Source organism: Streptomyces sp. NPDC058457 (assembly GCF_042720695.1).
GTDB lineage: Bacteria > Actinomycetota > Actinomycetes > Streptomycetales > Streptomycetaceae > Streptomyces.
Genome location: NZ_JBHXLU010000031.1, coordinates 20735 through 43623, shown reverse-complemented (window position 1 = coordinate 43623; position 22889 = coordinate 20735). Strand labels below are relative to the sequence as shown.

Here is a 22889-nt window from a genome sequence, read left to right as displayed (position 1 = left end):
GGCTGTTCAATACCCACATCGTTGCGTGGTGTTGGGTTTGTTTTATCTAGCGTTTTTTTCCGAGTTGTTGGCCTTGCTGTTTGGGCGTTTGCGCCGCCCAAACCCCCCCCCCCCGGGCCTGTCTGCCGTTTGGTCACGGCCGAACTACAGCTCATACACCCGGGATTCGAGTCGCCCAGGAAGGAACGATAGCCGTAGGTCCGCATGGAACCTCGCTTAACGTATGCGTCCAGTCGCATACCGTGTGGTATTCCTGCGTTGATCCACCGGTGAGTGACGGGTTCCGATCAGAGCCATGAGGCCGCCCATCGGCAGGTCAGCGCACCGATCGATGCTCGCCAGTGCCCGAACGCGTAGAGCGCGGGCTCGATGAACCACCAGCAGAAGCTGGGGCTGGGGTCGGGGTCATAGACGGCTGCGGCCATCAACGGCGCGAAGAACTCCCCGGACAGGGTGCCGCGTTCGAGTAGTGGCTCGCGCACCGCATGGGCTATGTGCCGCGCGCCGGTACCGGACGGCGCAGGCGACGTCCTCGGGATCGGCCTTACTCCAGACCGGGTGACAGAGCGGGATGACCTGTTGGGCCTCCTCCCGAGTGAGCTCTTTCAGCACACGTCCCGATAGGGCAGCTCAGGAAGGTACGTCCGCCACTGCTCTCGGGTAAGTCCCCCGCCGGCCTGCTCGCACACCTTGACGGCGATGCGCTGAGGGTCGACGGGATACGTCCGCAGCGATACGTGCTCTCCCGCAACCTGGAGGGTCCGGCCGTCGTGGGTGAAGGACAGAGCAAGGATCCGGTCTCCGGAGGTCGGCAGGGTGGATCCCATAGGCTGGCCGGAGTCGACGTCCCACAGACTGATGGTCCCGCCGGCCCCGCCGACGGCGAGAAGACTCCCGTCGGGGGAGAAGGCCAAAGCCGTGACGTCCTCCGGTTCGTCGGTGAAGTCCCTGGCCAGTGTGCCCGCGAGTTCCGCGGTGCGCCGTCGGCCGTCCTTGTCCCAGACGGACACCCAGCCCATGTCGTCACCGACGGCCAGCCGGTCGCCGGACGGGCTGAACTGCGGCAGAGTGGACACCCCGTTCCCCAGCTCGCGAACGGTGGAGCGACCGGACGGGAGCGCGACGAGCGCGGAATAGCCGGTCGCCAGAAGCCGTCCGTCGGGCCGCAGGGCCATGGAATGTGACGCGTCGTACGAGTGCGACAGATAGCGGCGTGGCCCGATACGGTGACGCGCGACCCGGTCTCCCGTGCGCAGGTCCCACCGCTCCCACACGTCCGCGTCAGACCGGTAGACCAGAAGGGAATGCGGGTCGGGGCCGAGTACGAAGTCGTCGCCGAGGGGTTCGTCCGGGTCCTCAGGCGTGATGTCCGTGGATGAGCTCTCTTGCGTCCTCCGGGTGTCCCAGACCCTGATCCGCTCCGGCCAGCGCCGCGACGACGGTCCGTCCACCGTTTCGGTTCCATAGGCGAATGCGGAACCATCCGTGCTGAACGTCATGTGGACGATGCATTCGTCCCCCTCGTCGTCGGACTCGCAATGCGCCGGCGGCAGACGGGTACCGCGGTCTCCGGTCGTGGAGCGCAGCTCGAACTCGGCCGCGTTTCTGACGAGCCGGACGGTGGCGATGAGCCGCCCGTCCGGACTGAACCTCGCGTGATAGGTAGTGGCGTGCTGATGCCAGTGTGTGTCAGCCACGGTGTCGAAGGCGACGGTCCTGATCGCGGAGGGCTGGCTTCCGGCCCGCACCAGATAGCGGATCACCCCTGCTTCCGGGTCGATCCGCACGTCCTGGACCTGCTCGTTGCGCAGGGTGTACCGCAGGACCAGATGCGGGGTACCGCCAACCCGCCACAGGGCGACCGTCCTGGAACCGGTCACGGCCAGGTACCTGCCGTCCGCACTGAATGCCAGCTCGTACGGATCGTCCTGAGAGAGCTTCGGCAAGTCATGTCTGCGGCCCGAGGCGGTGTCCCAGAGGCGTACGCCGTTGTCGGCGGTGGCCGCCAGGTATCCGCCGCCGAAGGCCAGATGGTTACCTTCGCATGCGCTGCGTCCGGCTGTGCGCACCCACGGTGCCCGCAGCCGCCGTCGGTCGGCGATGTCCCACACCTTCAACGTCCCGGACAAGCCCGTACACAGGACCGTCAACCGACCGTCGGGACTGACGAGTGACTGCTGCACTTCCGAGGACTCGGCTCTCAGCAGCAGCCGGTGGCGCTGGATGTCCCACACCTGCACGGACTTGTCGTCCGTGGCGATCAGGGTCCTGCCGCCGGTCCCCAGCTCCACGTCGGAGACGTCGTCTCCCAGCTGGAACGGCCTACCGACCGCGGCACCCGAGTAGGCATCACGGACCTGCAGCGTCCCATCTCCCCGGTATATGAGGAGCCGGTGACCGTCGGAGGACACATCCGCCAGGCTGTCGTCGGCGGACATCCGGATCTCCCCCGAGGGTCGCTGTGTGGCGACGTTCCAGCGCAGTACCCGGTTGCCGTCCGCCATGACCACCGTCCTGCCATCGGCGCTGAGGAACGGATCGTCACTGGTCCGGGCCTCCGGTAGACGGAAGACAGCGCGCTCCGGCTGAGTGTCCGCTGCGAACAGCGCCCCCTTGGTCTCCGTGGTGGCACTGATCCGCCAAGCAGCGACACTGAGCCGCATGGCCAAGACCGGGTCGGTGCTGCGCAGCGAGTCCCCGAGGAAGGCGATCCGTCGGGCCGTGGCCTCCGCCCGGCGCCTGTCACTCTCGCTGCTCTGCTGCCAGGCCGCGACTCCCGCCACCAGGGCGAGCACCAGTAGCAGCGACAAGGAAGCGGTGAACGTACGCAACCGCCGGCGTTCCCTGCCACGGGCCGCGCGACCGGCGACCAGAAATTCGCTTTCCAGCGGGGTGAGTTCGTCAGCTCGCCCCCTGGAGAGGAACTCCTCCTGGGCTGCGGCCAGCCGTACGCCCCGGTACAGCGCGCCCGGGTCCCGTCCAAGGTCCCCCCAGGCGCGCGCGTCCTGGGTCAGCTTGCGATGCAGAAGCAGCCGCTGCCGGTCTTCCTGAATCCAGCCCTGTAGCCGGGGCCAGGCCGTGAGCAGCGCCTCGTGTGCCAGGTCGACCGTCTCGCCGTCCAGCGTGATGAGGCGAGCCCTGGCCATGCGCTCCAAGACCTCGTCCCGGTCTCCGGGGACGAGCTGGTCGAGCTCAGCCCGGCTCACAGGACGGCGGGTGTCCGGGACACCCTCTCCTGGGACAACCAGCCGCAGAAGCAGCCGTCGGGCCACGTCGGCCTGGCTCGGCGCCAGCCGTGTGTAGAGATGTTCGGAGGTGCGGGCGATGGCGCCGTGCAGACCACCGGCTGCCTCGTAGGCAGTTTCGGTGAGGGCGCGGCCCTTACGGAGGCGCCAGGTTTCCAGTAGGGCGTGCGACATAAGCGGCAGGGCCCCGGGCTCGCCTTCGACCTCGTCGAGGATGCGCGCGGTCAGGGATCGTTCCACGATCATTCCCGAGGCCTGGGCGGGTTTGACGATGGCCTCACGCAGCTCGTCACGGCTCATCGGACCAGTCAGCAGGGTGCCGTCCTGCAATGCAGCGGTCAGCGATAAGTGTTCGGCGCAGCGGCTGAGGAAGTCCGCGCGTACGACGATGACAACGCGCAACCGACTCGCCGGGTCGATGGCGACCAGGAGGCGGTCGATGAACTTGTCGCGTTCGGCCGGATCGGGGCAGAGAGTGTAGAGCTCTTCGAACTGGTCGACGATCATCCACGTGTCGCCGTCCGTGTCCTTCGGTATCAGGCGCTGCTCGTGGTTGCGCAGAGGATGTTCACCAGGAGTGAGTACGCGCAGCGCGGCCGGCCGCGGGCCGGCCACGGCCTGGTCGCGGAGACGGGGGATGAGGCCAGCACGCAGCAAGGAGGATTTGCCACTGCCCGATGGGCCGAACACCGCCGTGAACCGACGTGAGGAGGTGAGCTGGAACAGCCGGTCGGTGAGTTCATCTCGGCCGAAGAACAGGTTGGCGTCTCCGGGTTCGAAACGGGCCAGCCCCCGGTAGGGCGGCTCAGCGTCCTCGCCCTCGGTGCGCGGCTCGGCCGCCGCTTCCGTGGCAGCCTCACGCCACCGCGCCTCCCACTCGGCCTCATCGCCGTCGCAGGCACGCACGTAGGCCAGCACGACCGGCAGCGTCGGCAGCCGCTCACCCGCAGCCGCCTGCGACAGCGTGCTCGCCCCCTGACCCGCGCGCTGCGCCATCACCCGGTACGTCGGGTTTCCGGTCTCCGCGCGGAGTCTGCGTAACTCGGCGGCAAGTCGCTGCGCCGGCCCGGCGCTCGGGTCGAGCGGACTCTCCGGACGCCCCGCCATCGGCAACACCCCCGTTGCCCCGCTTCCCCCGTGGACGCGGCGCTGTGGCTCGTGAAGTTACGCGCACCCGTGACGCAGGGGCAAACCACAGGCGCCTTCTTTGGTCAGCAGCCGGACTCCACCCTTGTGAGCTGCAGTTCAGTCATTGATCAGGTTGGTGAAGGCGGCTGCCCATTCAATTCCCGGCCCGCTGAACTCGGTGGTGCAAGGCGGTCGCCAAGCCTCTTCGCCGGCCGCCGGAGAGCTCGACTGATCTCCGGTGCAAACGCGTGGCCCGGCGGCCGACGACCGAGAAAGCGAAAGGAGTGAGCGTTCATGAGCGAGAACGAGCAGACGCCGCCTTACCCGGAGGGCGGCGCGGGGGTCTTCGATGTCGACCCTGACCAGACCGGCGTCAGCCAGGACCCCGCCCACGAGGTCACCTCCGACCTCGACGCACTCCCCGACGACATGGAGCTCTGACACCAGCCATGGGAACCGCAAACGGAATGATCGCCGCTGCCCGCAAGCTGCTCGGCACCACCGAGCACCCGCCCGGCTCCAACCACAACAACATCACCTCCTGGTACGGCTTCTCCGGCCCCTGGTGCGACATGTCCATCAGCTACGAGGCCGCCCACTCCGACAACCTCACCGCCGTCATGGGCAAGTTCGCCCTCACCACCGCCCACGCCCGCGCCTTCCAGGCCCACGGCCGCTGGCACTACGGCCTCGGCGGCATCCGCCCCGGCGACGTCGTCTTCTTCGACTTCTCCGGCGGCCGCTCCATCAGCGGCATCGACCACGTCGGCCTGGTGGAGGCCGTCCACTCCAACGGCACCATCACCACCCTGGAGGGCAACACCTCCGACGCCTTCCGACGCCGGATCCGCGGCCGCGCCTGCGTGGTCGGCTACGGTCGGCCCGCCTACGACGGTGCGGCCCCCATGCCCAGCCACGACGGCATCCTGCGCAAGGGCTCCACCGGCAACGCCGTCAGGACCCTGCAGAAGAACCTCAACACCGTCCAGAAGGCAGGCCTCACCGTCGACGGACAGTTCGGCGCCGCCACCGACAAGGCGGTCCGCACCTTCCAGACGAAGCACAAGCTGACTGTGGACGGCGAGTACGGCCCGCACACCGCCGCCGTGATGAAGGCCGCCCTCGCCGGACACACCGGCGTCATCAAGCCCAAAGCACTCGTCGCCCCGGCCGGCCTGCTCACCGTGGACGGCGAGTTCGGGCCCGCCACCTGCGCCGCCCTGCAGCGCATCCTCAACAGCAAGAGCGGGGCCGGGCTGGACGTCGACGGCGCGTTCGGTCCCCTGACCGTCAAGGCCCTGCAAGCGTACTTGCAGGTCACCACCGACGGCGTCACCGGACCCGACACCATCACCGCCCTCAACAAGCACCTCGGCCTCACCCCCCAGGACACCTGGGACACCAACACCACCGCCCAACTCCAGAAGGCACTGAACGCGGGAGCCTTCTGACCGTTCGGTGCCGGGCACCCCTCAGGTGCCCGGCACCGGCGTTCGAGGCCGGTTCGGATTACGTGAAGAACGCGGACAGCCAGGGAAATTCGCCATGCCGGATGTTCCCCCCGCAGTACCTTGAACGGACTTGGCGCATGGACGTGATGACGGGGGATGCGGTGAACGGGGGACCGGAAACGGCTGTTGGGACGCCGGTGCGGGAAGTCGTCCGAGTGATCGTCAACGAGCTGGCGCCGCATGAGCTGATCTTGCTCGACGGGCTCCTCCTGGTGGACGACGACACCGCCTTGCGGCGACTTGCGAATGGGCAGGACCGCGATCCACTGGGATTCGGACTGGGTGAGGCCGCCGCTCTGGTGACCCCCGTGGTGTGGATGGCACTGGACGAAGCCGCACGTCAGATCGTCTCCGCCGGTGTTGCCGCCGCCGGCCGGCGTTCGAGGCTGTGGCTTCGCCGGATCGGGCGCCGACCGACGGCGCCACGCATGCTGCCTCCACTGGAACCGGGGCAGCTCGAAGCCGTACGTCTGCGGGTGGTTCAGCTGGCCGCGGAAAGCGGTCTGGAACGAGGGGCGGCCGAGGCGCTCGCCGAACGTGTCGTGGCCCGGCTCGTGCTACCCGCGGAACAGGAACAGGTCGACAGCGCCGAACGGGACCGGGACGGCGGCGTGGGCCCGCACCCCACCGCCCCGGCGGACGCCGGGCCTCAGGACGGGCGCGGACCGGACGGGGGAGACCGCACATGAGCGCGGACGCGGCGCCGTTATTCCCTTCCGGCCGAGTGGACGAGCGCCTCCTCGGGGCCGGCACCGGTCCGCGGTTCATCCTGCTCATCGTGCTGTTCCTGACCAGCAGTGCCACCGTGGCGTCGGCCATCAGTCAATCGCTGACCGATCCCCGCAATATGTCCGTGGGCTGCGCCCTGGCCGCCGGAGCTGATCCGCACGGCGACTACCTGGGCGTTGGCCTGGCCACGGTCAGGGCGGACAAGGCATTCCGGGCATGTCTGGACCGCTTCGTCCCGCACGCCTCCCCCTGGCTGGTGCCGTCCGCCGTGACGGTACTCGTGCTGGTCGCCGTCGCCCTGTACTGGACGCTGCCCTGGTGGAAGCAACGCAACCGCAGGCTCGTACCGGTCGAGGCGATCGACCGGCACGGCGAGTTGCTCGCCGTCCTCGACGAACTCGTCGATGTCGCCGGCCTCACCCGACAGCCGCGCTTCGTCGTGGCCCCCGCAGCACGCACTGCGAGTGCCGTGGTTTTCGGACGGTGGCGCCGCCATGTCGTCTGCCTGCACGGCGGCCTCGTAGCGGTCCGGCACCGCGATCCGCTGCGGTTCCGCGCCGTGGTGCTGCACGAACTGGCGCACATCCGCAACCGGGACGTCGACATCACCTACGCGACGGTGGCCCTGTGGCGCGTCTTTCTGTTCACCGTCCTTCCGGGCTACGCGGTCTGGACAGGGCTGTCCCTGCATGTGTCGCTGTCGTCGGCGGTGTTCGGTGCCCCGGCGCTGGTGGCCACCTCACGCGACATGGCGGCAACAGCGGCCATGATCGCTTTCGTCTTTCTGGCCCGCGCCGACATCCTGCGCACACGCGAGCTGTACGCCGACGCCGACGCCATCCGGTGGGGGGCCGACCCGGCGGGCTGGCTCGGCGCGACCGACAGGGCGAACCGGGACCGCGGAAGGCTCGGTAGGGCTTTTCGGGCCTTCGTTTCCATGTGGCGGAGCCATCCCGACTGGGAGCGGCGCAGACGGGCGCTCGGCGACACGCAGGAGCTGTTCCGTTCCTCCGCGCTCACCCTGTTCCTCACAGGCGCGACCGCGTCGATCTGCGCCGGACAGTTGTACGGGTTCGGAACCGGGTGGATGGTCCGGCTGGCGGCGGACACGGTCGCTGGTCTGATCGCGGCGACGGTCGGCGTGACCCTGTGGCGCGCCGCGGCCCGAGTTGTGCTGACGGGCGGCCGAGCGCCCTCGGGTCTGCGCGCCGGGTGGTGGCTGGGGGTGGGGCTCGCCCTCGGGGAGGTGCTGACCGGCAGCGTCTCCGGGTGGCGTGTGCTGCCCAGACAACCCGAGGTGTTCGCACTGCTCGTCGTCATCAGTGTGGTGGTCACATGCTGGACGGCACAGTTCGCCGACCTCGTACTGCGCTGCTGGCGGGGACGCAGCCTGCGGCCTGTGTTCGCCCTGGGTCTTCTGGCCACGCTGGTCGTTTTCGCCATGTCGTACGCCTGGTGGCAGAGCAGTGGCAAGCTCTTCGCGGCGGGCTGGCCGTACTCGGAGTCGGCGATCCGCGCGGCACTCCAGCAGGATCTGCCGGGTCCCGCCCTCGGCCGAAGCACGCTCACGGCGATCGCCGTGGTGATGTCGGTCGTCATGCCGTGGGAGGCGGACACGTCACTGCTGTGGGCGGTGACAGCCCTGTGGGCGCTGCCATTGCTGGTGTGGGCGGGCGGGGCGACGGCCAACACACCGACGTGGGTGATCCGTGCGCTGCCGCCAGGGGAAGACATCCTGTGGCAGGCCGGGCGGCTGCCGTCTCTCCGACGGCTCGCCCTGGCCGCGGCCCTCGGAGCCGGCAGCGCCTGTCTGGGTGTCGTCGTGGTGCTGGCCCGGCTGCACACCGTGCGGCCGCCGACCGGCCAGATGCTGGGACAGCAGGTCCTGCTGCTGGTGACATGGCTCGTCGTGGTACTCGTCGGGGTGGTCGTGGCCACGGCAGCGGTGACCAGTTCGGCGACACCCCGGATCCCGGTGCCGGCCGCCGCCGGGGCCGCCGGGGCGACGGGACTCGCCGGCGTCACCGTCGCCTTCCTGCTGATCTCGGCCGATGGCTGCGTGAGCGGCCTGGCCACGCTGCGCACCACCTGCGCCTGGACGCCCGAGGCGGCCTGGCCGTTGACCGAGGTGGTGCTGCCGCTCGTTCTGGGACTGGCCGTGTTCGTCTCCGCCTTCACCGCCGTGGCCGCCATGGCGACCCGGCAGCTGCTGAGAGCGATGCGCCCGGGCACCGGTGACCGCGGCCGGCGTTCGCCTCTCCGTCCTCCGCGGGATCCCGCCCGGCTCAACGGCCCGACCCGCAAGGCCGCGGTGGCGGTAATCTGCCTGGCCGCCCTCACGCTGAGCACCGCAGCGAGTTTCCCCCTCGACGCCGGCGGACACTCCGGCGTCCGCACTTCGCTGACCCGTGAAAACCTGGCTCCCGCACAGACCACCACGCCGTCCGCGGAGGTACTCGCCCTCGAATCGGACGCATGGCTACGTCTCGGAGGGAGGAAGCTCCTGGCCGCGTTCACCGGCGAACTCCTGGGCATCATGACGGCCCTTGAGGACGACAGAGCCCTCACCGACCGCGGTTATGCGGCCCGCGCCATACGCCCGCACTGCCTCGGACTGCGGACGACCGCCCAGCAGCTCGGCGCCTACTTTCCGCTGCCCGACCCTGCTCTGGATCAACGGTGGCCGACGCTGCTGGCGCAGGCCCGGGTGATCGGCGCAGACTGCCGGAGAGCCATCGACGACGGGAAGCAGGACCTCTACGTCAAGAGCATGGAAGAGATCCTCGGCGTCGCTGACCGTCTGCGCACCATCCTCCCCCAGGTGACCGCGGAAGCCGATGGCCATCGAAGCCGGTGACCGCACCGGCAACCACGGAGACGGTGGGCTACGGCGCTGGGTGTCACAGCGCACCCACCTCGACGCTCACCCGGACACCGGGCCTGGCTGCCAAGGGGCCGAAGCGCAATACCGGACGGACCAGGTTCACCCCCTCGGCCCTGGCCCGGTTCACCAGCTGTTCGGCCGACTCCTGGTCCAGCTCGGTCAGTCACGCCAACTCGGCCCCCGTGCCTACGATGTGCGAACTCTCGCGGGGCCGCTCATCCGCCGACAGTGACAGGCCCTCCGCCCGCGTCCGCTCCTAGCCACCCCAGAACACCGGCCAGGTAACACCGGCAGGCGGCACGCATGGACACGAACCCCACGTTTCACGCGCACCCGCCGTCCTCGACAGGAGCGTTTGGCCATGGCCAAACCGGATGCCGCACAGTGTCATCCAACGTCATCACCCGTCACCCGCATGCCCGGATTTGCCCACACGTACAGCAAAGGCGCAGGTCACGATAGGGATACGAAACACGTTCGAGTCCCGTCACTCACCCCACGAGATGGGCCCGTGGTCTGCGGAAGCGCAGGCTACGGGCCCATCTGTCGTTTGGCCACGACCCGAACCACGGCCCGTCCACCCGCGATTCGGGTCGTTCGGGAAGGAGCGACAGCCGCAAGCCCGCCCGGAACCTCACTTGAGGTATGCATCCAGATACACACTGTTTGGTTTTCGCGCAACGATCCGCCGCTGAGTGACGGGTCCTGATCAGAGCCTGGGCCCGTCCATCAGGAGGGGTAACTCGCCGGCGCCCGAACGCGTAGAGCGTGGGCTCGGTGAACCGACGGCAGAAGCCGGGGCCAGGGTCACAGACGGCCGCGGCCGACAGGAATGTCGGTGCCTCTGCGCCGACCGAGATGCTTGCAGACCCGTTGGCCCGTTGCAGGCCGTTAGCCTGTCGGTATGTCAGAGCGTGCCATGCCCGGTCACACGGACAGCGTGATCACCCTGGGCGCCGCGGACGCTCTGTGGGTCGATCTGACGGCCGACAGTGCTGTGCCGACGGCTCCCGGGGCATTCACCAGCTCTCCTGCCTGTGCCCGGGTGGGATACGTCCTGCTCGGCGGCCATGCGGTGGCGACGGTGAGGGCGAGCGGCGGTCAGTGGAGTGTCCTGGCAGGTGAGGTGGGCCGGGCGGCCGCGGAACTCAACGCGGTGGGGATGGACCGGCAGGACCTGGTCCGCATCGGTCCGTTTCATGGGGCGCCGAGGCAGGAGTGCGGCGAGGAGACGCCGCTGCGTTGGCGCCGGCGCATCACGGGGGAACTGCAGGAGTTGGGCGGCCCCGAGCGGGCAGCACGACGTGAGGTCGGCCGGCCGTACCATCTGGCGGGGATCGACTGGCGGCAGATACTCGTGGAGCAGACCCGCGACGGGACGTATCGGACGTGGTGGCTGCCGCGCGCTGTGGTCAGGCTGCTCGACGCGGCCGAGCACGCCGAGACGCAGTGGGTGCAGGCCGCGCGGACCCGCCAGGCAAGCTCAGCCACCACCGGGCCGCCCTCCCACCCCCGGCAGGCCCGAGACGCCGACGGGCGGCAGACGACGAGCCCCGAGGCCCCCACCGCCTCACCGCGCCCGTACAACAAAGAGCTGGAAGGCCAGCTGTACTCGGTAGTCAGCAGGAAACCAGGCACCTCCCGCAGGGTGTCCGAGTGGGCGTGCGCCGTCTGCCGCACCGCGCCCGCCACCGTCCTCGACCACTGCCACGAACACGGCTACGTCCGCGCCCCCGTCTGCCATTCCTGCAACACACAGGAACGCCCCGACCATCTGTACAGCAACGACATCCGCGTGGCGAACCGCTACACACGCCTCTTCCGCACCGACACCGACGACTGGCTTCGCCACTGGCACCGCTGCCCCGGCTGCCGCGCACGCACCACCCTGCCCCTGCCGCACCTCGCCGCATGGACCGCCCACATAGCCTGCCGATCACTGCGCCCGACCCACCGAGCCCCCCGCGGACGCAAACCCTGCGGCGTCCTGCGCGTGTCCTGGACAGGCAGTCAGAACACGCCCCGTTCCTGCCTGCTCACCGTCACCGTCGACTTCTGCCCCTCCGGCGAACACCGTGTCCTGGCACAAGTCCCCTACCACGAAGCCACCGACCGGTTTCGTGCATGGCTGGCCGAGACGGCCCCCGCCGTCGCCGCCGCGGCCGGTCCCGACCGTCTGGACGGCCTCCCCGCCCAGCCCCGGCCAGTCGTCGCAGACACCAACGGCGAGGATCTGGAACTGTTCTGAGCGACGCATCCCTGAGCGCAACGATGCCCCGTCGGCCAGTGTGGTCGACGGGGCATCGCGGTCGTGTCGTCGGTGGGCGTCAGCCGATGTAGCCGGCCACGTCCGCGATCACGTTGGTGGTGCTGCTCGTGTAGAAGTCCACCTTGCCGTCGGAGCCGACGGGCACGATGACCTGGTTGGCGATCGTCTTGCCCTGCACCCAGTTCAGGTTGGAGGCCGTCGGACGGCTGCCGCCGTCGGCCCAGGCACTGAGGTATCCACTGCCCGTGGTGCCGGTGACGGTGACGGTCAGCACGACGGCCTTGACGCCGGTGGACGGGATGGCGTCGCGCCCCGAGATCTGCAGGGCCAGCGTCTTGCCGGAGCCCAGCGCCGTCGTCTGACGTGTGTCCAGCAGGCGCAGCGGGGTGACCGTGTCGAAGGCCGAGCCGCTGGTGGAGAAGTAGCCGGAGACGTCGGCGATCACGTGGCTGGTGCCGTGGACATAGATGCTGACGTTGCCGTCGCTGCCGATCGGCACGACCACCAGGTTGGGGATGGTGGTCCCGGTGGCCGACCAGTTGACGTTGGACGCGGTCGGGCGGGTGGCGCCTTCGGGGTAGGCCTCCAGGTAACCCCCGCCGACGGTCTGGGTGGCCGTCAGGTTGAGCACCACGGAGGTGGCGGCGGTCGGCACGCCCCCATGGCCGCGGACCTTGAGGCTGATCACCTTGTTGGAGATTTTGCTGGTGGTGGAGATGCCGACCTTTGAGCGGGTGTCCAGCAGGCGGGCCGGGGTCAGCGCCGTGTACTTCGAGCCGGTGGTGCCGCTGGTGTAGTAGCCCTGGACATCGGCGATCAGGTGGGTGGTGCTGCTCGTGTAAAGGTCCACCACGCCGTCGCCGGCCACCTTGACGGTCGTTGATGCGGCGATGGTCTGGCTCGCGCCGGTCCAGTGGAGGTTGCTGGTCGACGGCTTGCTGGTGCCGTCGGCCCAGGCGGTCAACGAACCCGCGCCGGTGGTGCCGGTGACCGTGAGGTTGAGCACGACAGCGGTCACGCCGCTGCTGGGGATCCCCCCGGCGCCCTCGATCTTGACCGGGGCGGTGCCGCCCGCGACCAGGGGCTTCGTGGTCGGGATGGAGCTGAGGCCCCAGCCGGTGCCGTTGCGGGTGTCCAACAGGCGCTTGGGGCTGCTGAGCGGGTGGAAGGTGGAGGCGCCCGTGGCGGCTGTGCCCTTGGCCGCGCACAGTGCGGTGGTCAGACCGGCCCCCTTGGGCGAGCCCAGGCCGGTCACCTCGTCGTAGCCGGCCGCCGCCGTGTAGCCGGTGGCGTATACGGAGTTGTCGCCGCTGGTGACGTCCCAGAAGTTCGTCGGGTAGCTGCTCCGTGCGGCCTTGTAGAGGGCGTTGTTGAGGAAGCCGACCCGGCCGTTGGTCTGGCAGGCCGTGCCGGCGTTGGCCTGGACGATCGCGGCGGCCCAGGTCGGGGCCGCCCCGCTGGTGCCGCCGACGAGGCCGGGGACGGGGCTGGAGGACTGGCTGTCGTCCTGGAAGTAGATCGGATACCCGTCGGCCGGGTCCGCCAGAGCGGAGACGTCCGGAACGGCACGCTTGGTGGTGGTGGCGACACCGCCCTGGTAGACGACGGGAGCCCAGCGCGAGGAGACGCCGCCACCGGTACCGCCGGAGGCGTTGCCCCACGTCGTCTGGGTCGTGGTGCTGCCCGAGGTGGTCATCGTGGTGCCGCCGACACCGGTGACGTAGGGCTGGCTCGCGGGGTCGTCGACGGCCTTGGCCGTGGAGCCGGTCGCGCGGTAGCAGTCGCTGGAGCCGTCGTCGCCCGAGGCGGCGACGACGCTCTGGCCCTGCGCGGCGGCCTCCGCGAAGATGGTGTTCTCGGCATTCGCGGTCGCGCTGCTCTCGACCGCCTCGCATTCACCCCAACTCGTGGAGATGACCTGCGCCTGGTCGTCGGTGACCATTCGCTGGTAGACGTCGAGCACGTTCTGGTCGGTCGCGGACGCGGCGTCCGGCCCCTGGTAGTCGATGATGGCGGCGCCGGGCACCAGGCCTATCAGGTCCTCGATGTCGAGCGCGGATTCCACGCCGACCGATCCGTCGGTGGCCGGTGCGCCGGCCCCTGCCGTCGTGTCGACGTACACGTTGGACACCGAGGTGCTGGTGCCGAGGCAGGACTGGTACGCGGCGATGCTGCCGGCGTCGACGTTCTCCAGCTCGAACACGGCCACGGTCTGCCCGGCACCGGCGGTGGCGGAGCTGGTCATCCCGTAGGCGCCGGCCAGCTTGCCGGGGCTGTAGTAGTCGGTGCCGTCGGTCAGGCCCGAGCCGGTGAAGTCGGCGCAGAGTCCGGGGGTGTACGTGTGGGGGGTCACCGTGCGCGAACTGCGTCCGGAGACGGTGGCGGTGGCAGAGCTGTGCCTGCTTGCGCGACGCACCGCGGAGTGGTGACTGCTGACGGTGTTGATGCTGCTCAGGCCGACGATCCCGGTCACCGAGGACGCCACGTCAGCGGGCAACGAAGGGGCCGAGGTGTTGAGGTAGTCGGTGGTGCCGTCCTTGAGCCGGACGTCGCGAAAGCCGGTGCCGAAGGCGTGGGACGCCTGCGCGGCGGTGGTGGTGACCGGGATGGACAGGCCGTCCGGGCTGACCTTGCCGGGAGAGAGACCGGCTGCCTTCAACGCCCGTGAGACTCCCGCGATGGTGGCCCGCGTAGGACCGAAGACCGCGGCGAACTGCCCCTTGGCCAGGTAATGGTGGTACTGGGCGTTCCCCGGTGTGGAGACCGCGGTGACGAAGTCCGCCAGCGACTGCGGGTCACGCGGAGCCAGGTTCACGCTGAGGTGCAGCCTGGTCCCCGACGCGGTCGCGCCGGTCATCGTCGCACCGGCCGGGACACGCGGGGCCGCCCCTATTCGCTTGGGTGCGCCCGATCCGGCCGCTCCCCCCTGGCCGACCGCTCCGGTGGCGGTCCCGGTGGCGGCGATGAGGGCGACGGCGACGGTGGAGGCCGCGGCGATCGCCCTGGCCCGTCTGCCGGTCTTGGCTGCCGCGCGCCCGGGACGTCCCGGCGCGGCGTGGGCCTTCTTGGCCATGCAGAAATCTCCTAGGAACTGACACACCGTCACATCCATGGATGTGACGGTGTGTCGAAGCGTCACTCGGGCCGACAGGCGCATCCACGTCACGAGGCGTGCAGGAGCTATCCCTCTTAACCGAAGTGTGCGCATTTCTTATCAGATCACGACGGTTACTGTCCCTGTTCACCTGTGAACCATGAACGGATCTTTACGCCACCGCAGCAAGACGAGCCTGTGCCCCACATCGTCGATGCGTTGACCGCGCGGCCGCGGGTCACCGCGAGCCCACGACCGCCGTCACGTCGCACGTCAGCCGGCCTTTCCGGGATGCCCGCGCCCCGCCCCCTTCCGCGCCCCGTGTTTCGACAGCAGCAACGGCGCCTCGAAGCACTGGGCAAAGGCCTGAGCACCAGCAGCACACGGCCACCCGATCCGATGTCGTACTCGCCCATGGTCAGCGCCCGTATCCCGAGGGCGAACGCCGGCCAACCACCGCAGCAAGAGCCTCTGCCGCGGAGAAGAAGGCTGCGGAGCGCGAGGCCGCGCGGCTCCAGGTGGAGTCCCGGCTCGCCGAGGTCGAGTCCATGAACACCGATCTGGCAGTGGCCCAGCGCGAGAAGACGGAAGCCAAGCGGTTGGCGGAACTGTCTGCCGCCGAGGAGAAATACAAGCAGGAATGCGAGAAGCGCGAGGCTGGGGCGTCAGCTCACAACGCCGAGGTCACCAAGCTCATCAACGACCTTGCCTTCGATGTCGAATCCGCCATCGAGGAGTACGTCGGTATCGTCCTGTCCAACTCGGTCTATCCCGAGGGCTGGACTCCCCCGCCAGGATGGAAGCCCGCCCCGGCCTGGCCGACCCCACCACCTGGCTGGCACCTCTTCGTGCCCACCGACGAGTCCGAATCGGACAACGACGTCAACGAGTCCGCCACCGCGTCAACTGCCGAGGCTCCCACCGGCCCAGCGCAAGGGACACCGGAAACTAGCCCACAACAGACATTTGCCCCCGACTGCACCACCGTTTCACGGAGTCGACCCCGCACCGCTGTTGGCCCGTATCGCCGATCTCGAAGCCGCGCTTACAAATACACAAAGCGGCACCGACGTGATCGATCTCAGTGACCAGCGAGCCTTGCAGGATGTCGGCATCTATCGCTACCACCATCCGCTGGAGAACGCGGCGGCCTACAGGGCCCGGCTCCGCAGCGTTGAGGGCCAGATCGACCACGTCATAAAGACCGGCCGCGCGATCCTCGCAGCCGACATGTTCACCTTCGACGGATCTCTGGCTCGAGGGTGGAAGACGAGCCGAAGTCGATGATCTGCCGTCAGCGAGCGCAGCCGTCTCCGGTCATCCGTGCAGCCGGCCTCTGGCCTTCCCCTCATCCGGCAAGCAGCGCGCACAGGCACCAACCCCGCGCTTCACGCGCACCATCATCCTCGGCAGGAGCGTTTGGCCATGGCCGAACCGGATGCCGCACAGTGTCATCCAGCGTCATCACCCGTCACCCGTATGCCCGGTTCTGCCCACGTGGCCAGCAAAGGCGCTGGGCACGATAGTGATACGAAACAGGTTCGAGTCCCGTCACTCACCCTTGTACGAGAGGTCCCTGGCCCGCGGAGACGCGGGTCAGGGACTTTTTCGTTCTCCCGGATCGGCCGAACAGCGGTGCCCCGTGCAGCGGGGGACAGAACGGCTGAGGTCCTCGGTCTGATCGGTACCCGAGGTTCATGACCAGGGCGTTGTCGCACGCGTCACCGGCGGACCCCATGGGTGCCTCAATCTCCGTCCGCGTCCTGCGGATTGTGGGCCTCTTCGACGTGCTCCGGCCGCACTCGGCCGTGGCCGACGCCGGGGTCCCGACGCCGGTGGGTGCGTCCCGCTGGGGTGGAGCCCCGGTGCGAACGCCGCTCCCGCAGTGCTGTCCTGACGTGGTCGGCGATCAGGGCTCGCGCGGCCAGGAGCGCCGGGGCCGTCGGCGGCCATCCCGAGGGAGGGACCATGACATCCATGCCGGTGGCCGGCGCGCAGGTGCGCGGGGCGATCGGCGTCCAGCACCAACGCCGCGGCCGGAGCAGCACCGCATGGACCGGGCCGGAGCCCTCACCCCGTACACCGTCGGCGGTGCCCGGCGCACGGGCGAGCAGGACGTCAAGGGCGTCCGCGGTCCTGGCCGCCACTGGGCACCCCCGATCCCTGATTCAGCTGAACTCCGTCCTGGGCGAAGACCTCTGCCCCCGAACCGGAAGGCGACCCGATTCCCATGTCTCCCGAGCTCCAGCCTCCGACCGGCCGCCGCGGATTCCTCAAGGGCGCTGCCGCCGCCCTCACCATCCCGGCCGCCGCCGCGCTCGTCGGCGCGCCGGCCGAGCCCGCCCACGCCGACGAGGCCGGCCTGCCCGACTACGCGCCGATCCCGGCCGCCTCGGTCGGCCCCGAGCCGAACGCGGACGGTTACCACGTGGGCCGGATCGCCGGAAACCTCTACTGGGTCACGGACTCCTACTACCAGGCCATGTTCCTGACGACACCGCGGGGCGTCGTCCTCGTCGACGCCCCGCCGACCATCGGGCACAACCTGCTCCGCGCGATCGACGACGTCACCCGGGCCAACGGCCGGCCGGGCAAGGTCACGCACCTGGTCTACTCGCACTCGCACGCCGACCACATCGGCGCCGCCGGTCTGTTCGGAACCGACGTCGTCCGGATCTCGCACGCCGCGACGGCCGGCCTGCTGGCCCGCGCGGCGGACCCCAACCGTCCGCTGCCGACGGTCACCTTCCACGACAAGTACCAGCTCAAGGTCGGCGGAGAAACCCTGCGCCTGGCGTACCACGGCCCCAACCACTCCCCCGACAACATCTTCGTCTACGCGCCCGAATACGCCACCCTGATGCTGGTCGACGTCCTGTACCCGGGCTGGGTGCCGTTCAAGAACCTCGCGGTCTCCCAGGACATCCCCGACTGGATCAAGGCCCAGAGCATCGCGATGGACTACCCGTGGCGGACATTCGTCGGCGGCCATCTCGGACGGCTCGGAGTCCGCGCGGACGGCGCCCTGCAGATCCAGTACATGGACGATCTGGATGCCGCCACCCGGTCCGCGATCGCCTCCGTGGACCCGGCCCCGTTCTTCGCCAAGTACGGCGCGCAGGGGAACTCCTGGGCGATCTTCAAGACCTTCCTCGACGCGGTCGCGGACGCCGCGGCCGCTCCGGTGGCCGCGAAATACACCGGAGTCCTCGCCGCCGCCGACGTCTTCACCCGGGACAACGCGTGGACGCTCCTGGAGTCCCTGCGGATCGACGCGGGTGTCCTCGGGCCGTTCGGCGTCCACCCCTGAACCACTGTCGCCGGCGCCGACCTCCTCGTCCGGGGACCTGCCGCCCGAGTGTCACCGGACCGCCGCCGTCCCGGTGAGTCAGACCCGCCCCGAGAGAGCAGGAAAGACGAGGAGAACAGTGATGACAGGTAACGAACCCGTCCGGTTCCGCGAGGGCGCGGAACGCCGCAGAAAGCCGATGCCCACGGCGCTCGCGGTCGGGACGCTGCCCGCCGCCGGCGTGCCGGCGGGCAAGGCACGGCTGATGGCGGCCGGGCAACGGCCGGTGGCGCCGGCCGCGTTCGCGGAACCCAGCGGCACGCCGGCGTGGCGGACCGTTCCCTCCTGGTTCCTGGTCGCAGGCGCCGACCAGGAGGCGATCCCACCGGCTGCCGAGCAGGCCATGGCGCTTCGCGCGGGTTCTCGCACCGAGGTGATCCGCGGCGCCTCGCACACGGTCCTCGTCTCGCATCCCGACGCCACCGCGCACGGCATCGAAGCCGCGGCCCGCGCCACCTCCTGACCCGACGTCAGCCGCGCCGGGCGTGGCCTCAGCCGGGCAATACCCCTGGTTCACCCAGCCCACGAAGGGAAGACGACATGCCGTACATCACCGTCGGCCAGGAGAACTCCGCCGACATCGAGCTGTACTACGAGGACCACGGGAGCGGGCAGCCCGTCGTGCTGATCCACGGCTACCCGCTGGACGGCCACTCGTGGGAGAAGCAGCTCCCGGCCCTGCTCGACGCGGGCCACCGGGTGATCACCTACGACCGGCGCGGTTTCGGCCGGTCGTCGCAGCCGACCACGGGCTACGACTACGACAGCTTCGCCGCCGATCTCAACGCGGTCCTGACCGAGCTGGACCTCACCGACGCGGTACTCGTCGGGTTCTCCATGGGCACCGGGGAAGTCGGCCGTTACCTGGGGGCGTACGGCTCGCAGCGCGTCGCCAAGGCCGCCTTCCTGGCCTCCCTCGAACCCTTCCTGGTCAAGACCGACGACAACCCGGGCGGCGTCGACCGATCCGTCTTCGACGGCATCCTGGAGGCGGTCACGAAGGACCGCTACGCCTACTTCACCGGCTTCTACGAGGCGTTCTACAACCTCGACGAGACGCTCGGCAGCCGGATCAGCGAAGAGGCCGTGCGGGCCGCCTGGAACGTGGCGGCGGGCGCGTCGGCGTACGCGTCGGTGGCCTGCGTGCCCACCTGGATCACCGACTTCCGCGCCGACGTCGCCAAGATCGACGTACCGGCACTGATCCTGCACGGCACGGCCGACCGGATCCTGCCGGTCGACGCCACCGGGCGGCCCTTCCACGCGCTGCTGCCCTCGGCGGAGTACGTCGAGATCGAGGGCGCCCCGCACGGCCTGCTGTGGACGCACGCCGAAGAGGTCAACGCCGCGCTGCTGGCGTTCCTGGCCAAGTAGTCGCGCGGCTCGGCCGCCACCGAGGGCCCGGACCATACCGCGGTGCGGGCCCTCGCGGAGCGTCCCGCCACTACGGGGAGGCCCGGGACTCGCACCGGCGCCGGTACACCGACAGGGACGGCCGCGTCGACATCCCGATGCCGGACCCAAGACGCACGGCGCGCGCCCGAGCGGGGTGCCGGCCCGGCACCGCACACGGCGGCAGGCCCCCGGCGCACACGCCCTCACCTGCACGGACACCGTCGAGCGCACCAAGCCTCCTATTGTGGATTGACTATTCCACAAAGCGCGCTACGCTGTCCCCATGGCACGCATCAGGGAATTCGACATCGACCAGGCGGTAGACCGCGCCATGGATCTGTTCTGGCGCCAGGGCTATGCCGAGACCTCCCTGCAGGACCTGCTGAAGGAACTGTCGATAGGCAGCGGCAGCTTCTACGCGGCCTTCGGCTCGAAGGAGCAGCTCTACGTCCACTCCCTCGACCGCTACCTCTCGCTCCAGGGCCGCGACCTGGAGACGGCCCTCGACGAGACGCCCGAGATCCGGCCCGCGATCCGCAGGGTGCTCAGCTCCCTGATCGAGGCGGACCTGGCCGACCCCACGCGCGGATGCCTCGTGGTCAACACCGCCACACAGTGCGGCGACCAGCCCCTGGCGGCGGACCGCGTCAACACCGCGATCCGGCAGGTCGAGTCCTCCCTCGCCGGCGCCCTGGAGCGGGCACAGGCCCGAGGGGAGATCTCTCCCGAGAAGAGCCCGAGGGAACTGGCCAGGTTCCTGACCACGTTCATCCAGGGGATCCGTATCGTCGGCGGAGCACGCGTGGGGAGGGAGTTCATGGAGGACGCCCTGTCCACGGCGATGCGCGCACTGGACTGAGACACCGCGGCATACCCTCACAGCGCCCGCATCAGTAATTCGCTCCACCCAAATTGTGTATTGATCAATCCAGAAAGGCCCGTCATGGAACTGCACCTCAAGGACAAGGTCGCCGTCGTCACCGGAGCCAGCAAGGGCATCGGCCTGGCCGTGGTCGAGAAGCTGGCCCGCGAGGGCGTCAAGGTCGTGGCCGGCAGCCGCTCCTCCACTCCCGAGCTGGACGCCCTGGCAGCCGACCACGACGTCACGATCGTGCCGGTCGACCTGTCCACCAGGGAGGGGGCGGAGACCCTGATCCGGCGAGCCGTGGAACGTCACCGGCGCCTGGACATCCTGGTCAACAACGTCGGCGCCGCCGAGCCCCGCGAGTCGTTCCTCAAGGTCGACGACGCCGAGTGGCGGCGGATCTTCGACCTGACCTTCTTCAGCGCCGTCCGCGTCAGCCGCGCCGCCCTCCCCCATCTGATCGCGGCCGGTGACGCCGCCATCGTGAACATCAGCTCGATCAACGCCCGGCTGCCGTTCCCCATGGTGGTCGACTACTCGGCGGCCAAGGCCGCACTGACCAACCTCAACAAGTCCCTGTCCGAGGAGTTCGCACCTCAGGGCGTGCGGGTCAACGCCATCGCTCCGGGCCCGGTCCGCACACCGTTCTGGACCGCGCCGGGCGGCTTCGCCGACGCCACCGCCTCAGCCGCCGGTACCACCGCGCAGGAAGCGCTGGACGTCGTCGTGCCGCAGAGCATGGGCATCACTTCGGGACGAATCAGCGAGGCGCACGAAGTCGCCGACCTCACCCTGTTCCTCGCCTCCCCTCTCGCCGCGAACATCACCGGGACGGAGACCCTCATCGACGGCGGCCAGACCAAGACGCTCTGAGGCCCGGCCCGCGCACCCGCACGTCGACGCCACCGGACAGGAGACGGGCCGCACGGACCTCACGGGCCACACTCCGCGACACGACGCGGAGCAGGCCGGAACGCCCGTCACGCCGAATGCCGCCACCCCGCCTCCGGCCGGCCCACGGCAGTCCCACGGACGACCGCGGACGACCGCGGGCCAAAAGCTGTTCACAATTCAACTTCAAATCCGAGTGGAGAGAGAAATGTCGGTCACCGACCCGATCACCCCTGAGCCGCTGCTGCGGCTCGGCCTGGGCTTCATGGCTTCCAAGACGCTTCTCAGCGCAGTGGAGCTGGGAATCTTCACCGCGCTGGCCGACGGCGGCCGCGACCGTGAGTCCATCGCCTCGGAGACCGGCCTGCACCCCAGGTCCTCCGCGGACTTCCTCGACGCCCTGGTCTCGCTCGACGTGCTGACCCGCGACGAGGACGGCACCTACCGCAACACCCCCGCCGCGGACGCGTTCCTGGACCGGGCCAAGCCGTCGTACGTGGGCGGCATCCTCGAGATGGCCGACGCACGCCTCTTCGGCTTCTGGAACAGCCTCTCCGACGCGCTGCGGACCGGCACCCCGCAGAACGAGGTCGCGCACAGCGGTGCCCCGTTCTTCGCGACCCTCAGCCAGGACCCGGCCGCCTGGCGCACCTTCCTCAACGGCATGAACGGCGTCAGCACGCCCCTCGCCGCCGCGCTGGCCGCCGACTTCGACTGGACCGGCCGCCGGCACGTCATCGACCTCGGCGGAGCCCTCGGCGCCGTGCCCGCCGCCGTCCTGCGCTCCCACCCGGACATCACCGGAGCCGTCTTCGAGCTTCCCCCCGTCGGCCCGGTGTTCGAGGAGTTCGTCGCCGCCCACGGCCTGACCGACCGCCTCGCCTTCCACGGCGGGGACTTCTTCTCCGACCCACTGCCCGAGGCCGACGTCTACGTCATGGGACAGATCCTCCACGACTGGAACCTGGAACAGCGCCGGTTCCTGCTCAAGAAGGCCTACGACGCCCTGCCCGAGGGCGGCACCCTCATCGTCTACGACGCCATGATCGACGACGAGCGCCGCCACAACACCTACGGCCTGATGCTGTCGCTCAACATGCTCATCGACACGGAGGGCGGGTCGGAGTACACGGTCGAGGATGCCACCCGGTGGCTCCGGGCCGCCGGCTTCGCCAAGGTGGAGGCCCGTCACCTCATCGGTGGCTACACCGCCGTCTACGCCACCAAGTGAGCGTCGACCTCACCTCCGAGCGTCGACGAGCAGCCGGCGAACAGCCCCGACCGGGGCCACCGTTCGACGCGCCGTGGCGCAGACCGCCCCGGACACGCGCGGCCTCCGCCACGCCCGCCACGGCTGTTCACGCCCGGTTCAAAAGACGCGCATGCGCACCCGCCTCCCCGCCGACGACAGGGTCGTGACGGCCCCATGCGTGCGGCACTCCGGGCGTTCGCGAGCCAGGCGCCGGGCGCCGCGTCCGCGACGCCCGCGGCCAGGCGCCGTCCGGCGGGTCGAGTCGCAGGAAGACGAC

The 22889-nt window shown here is 69.6% G+C and carries 17 protein-coding genes; 13 read left to right on the top strand and 4 right to left on the bottom strand.

Annotation, left to right across the window (positions count from 1 at the left end; genetic code table 11):
- Window positions 1-287 precede the first annotated feature (287 nt).
- The gene (locus ACFWPS_RS24270; RefSeq protein WP_383708248.1) at window positions 288-482 is read right to left on the bottom strand and encodes a hypothetical protein; all 195 of its coding nucleotides are present in this window, start codon (window positions 480-482) and stop codon (window positions 288-290) included.
- A 123-nt stretch (window positions 483-605) separates the two neighbouring features.
- A complete protein-coding gene (locus ACFWPS_RS24265; RefSeq protein ID WP_383708247.1) occupies window positions 606-4352 on the bottom strand; it encodes a hypothetical protein in 3747 nt (1248 codons plus the stop codon).
- Between the two features lie 315 nt (window positions 4353-4667).
- Here ACFWPS_RS24265 and ACFWPS_RS24260 point away from each other — a divergent pair, with 315 nt between their 5' ends.
- The 5 genes from ACFWPS_RS24260 (at window position 4668) to ACFWPS_RS24240 (ending at window position 11745) form a co-directional block, all read left to right on the top strand.
- Window positions 4668-4814 carry a hypothetical protein gene (locus ACFWPS_RS24260; RefSeq protein ID WP_350776880.1) on the top strand — a complete coding sequence of 49 codons (147 nt, stop codon included), beginning with the start codon at window positions 4668-4670 and terminating at the stop codon, window positions 4812-4814.
- Window positions 4815-4822: 8 nt separating this feature from the next.
- Window positions 4823-5824: a peptidoglycan-binding protein gene (locus tag ACFWPS_RS24255; protein ID WP_383708246.1), complete on the top strand. Its 1002-nt coding sequence runs from the start codon at window positions 4823-4825 to the stop codon at window positions 5822-5824.
- A gap of 137 nt (window positions 5825-5961) precedes the next feature.
- Window positions 5962-6573 carry a hypothetical protein gene (locus tag ACFWPS_RS24250; RefSeq protein ID WP_383708245.1) on the top strand — a complete coding sequence of 204 codons (612 nt, stop codon included), beginning with the start codon at window positions 5962-5964 and terminating at the stop codon, window positions 6571-6573.
- The gene (locus tag ACFWPS_RS24245) at window positions 6570-9470 is read left to right on the top strand and encodes a M48 family metalloprotease (protein WP_383708244.1); all 2901 of its coding nucleotides are present in this window, start codon (window positions 6570-6572) and stop codon (window positions 9468-9470) included. Before ACFWPS_RS24250 ends, ACFWPS_RS24245 begins: the two co-directional genes overlap by 4 nt.
- 931 nt (window positions 9471-10401) lie before the next feature.
- Entirely contained in the window at window positions 10402-11745 is a 1344-nt protein-coding gene (locus ACFWPS_RS24240; RefSeq protein ID WP_383708243.1) for an endonuclease domain-containing protein, read from the top strand.
- A gap of 79 nt (window positions 11746-11824) precedes the next feature.
- Here the strand turns inward: ACFWPS_RS24240 and ACFWPS_RS24235 are convergent, their stop codons facing one another.
- Window positions 11825-14839 (bottom strand): protease pro-enzyme activation domain-containing protein, encoded by a 3015-nt coding sequence (locus ACFWPS_RS24235; RefSeq protein WP_383708242.1) that lies wholly within the window; start codon window positions 14837-14839, stop codon window positions 11825-11827.
- 569 nt (window positions 14840-15408) lie between these two features.
- Between ACFWPS_RS24235 and ACFWPS_RS24230 the strand changes: the two genes are divergently transcribed.
- Window positions 15409-15948: a hypothetical protein gene (locus ACFWPS_RS24230; protein WP_383708241.1), complete on the top strand. Its 540-nt coding sequence runs from the start codon at window positions 15409-15411 to the stop codon at window positions 15946-15948.
- A complete protein-coding gene (locus ACFWPS_RS24225) occupies window positions 15932-16147 on the top strand; it encodes a hypothetical protein (RefSeq protein ID WP_383708240.1) in 216 nt (71 codons plus the stop codon). The genes ACFWPS_RS24230 and ACFWPS_RS24225 overlap by 17 nt, the downstream gene beginning before the upstream one ends.
- 458 nt (window positions 16148-16605) lie before the next feature.
- Here ACFWPS_RS24225 and ACFWPS_RS24220 read toward each other — a convergent pair whose 3' ends face one another.
- A complete protein-coding gene (locus tag ACFWPS_RS24220; protein ID WP_383708239.1) occupies window positions 16606-17007 on the bottom strand; it encodes a hypothetical protein in 402 nt (133 codons plus the stop codon).
- An 83-nt stretch (window positions 17008-17090) separates the two neighbouring features.
- Here ACFWPS_RS24220 and ACFWPS_RS24215 point away from each other — a divergent pair, with 83 nt between their 5' ends.
- The 6 genes from ACFWPS_RS24215 (at window position 17091) to ACFWPS_RS24190 (ending at window position 22591) form a co-directional block, all read left to right on the top strand.
- The gene (locus ACFWPS_RS24215) at window positions 17091-18170 is read left to right on the top strand and encodes an MBL fold metallo-hydrolase (protein WP_383708238.1); all 1080 of its coding nucleotides are present in this window, start codon (window positions 17091-17093) and stop codon (window positions 18168-18170) included.
- Between the two features lie 121 nt (window positions 18171-18291).
- Complete coding sequence (locus tag ACFWPS_RS24210) at window positions 18292-18672, top strand: alpha/beta fold hydrolase (RefSeq protein ID WP_383708237.1); 381 nt, start codon at window positions 18292-18294, stop codon at window positions 18670-18672.
- A gap of 77 nt (window positions 18673-18749) precedes the next feature.
- Entirely contained in the window at window positions 18750-19583 is an 834-nt protein-coding gene (locus tag ACFWPS_RS24205) for an alpha/beta fold hydrolase (RefSeq protein ID WP_383708236.1), read from the top strand.
- A 304-nt stretch (window positions 19584-19887) separates the two neighbouring features.
- Window positions 19888-20463 (top strand): TetR/AcrR family transcriptional regulator, encoded by a 576-nt coding sequence (locus tag ACFWPS_RS24200; protein WP_383708235.1) that lies wholly within the window; start codon window positions 19888-19890, stop codon window positions 20461-20463.
- 84 nt (window positions 20464-20547) lie between these two features.
- Window positions 20548-21342, top strand: a complete 795-nt coding sequence (locus ACFWPS_RS24195; RefSeq protein ID WP_383708234.1) for an SDR family NAD(P)-dependent oxidoreductase — start codon at window positions 20548-20550, stop codon at window positions 21340-21342.
- 226 nt (window positions 21343-21568) lie between these two features.
- The gene (locus tag ACFWPS_RS24190) at window positions 21569-22591 is read left to right on the top strand and encodes a methyltransferase (protein ID WP_383708233.1); all 1023 of its coding nucleotides are present in this window, start codon (window positions 21569-21571) and stop codon (window positions 22589-22591) included.
- Window positions 22592-22889 lie beyond the last annotated feature (298 nt).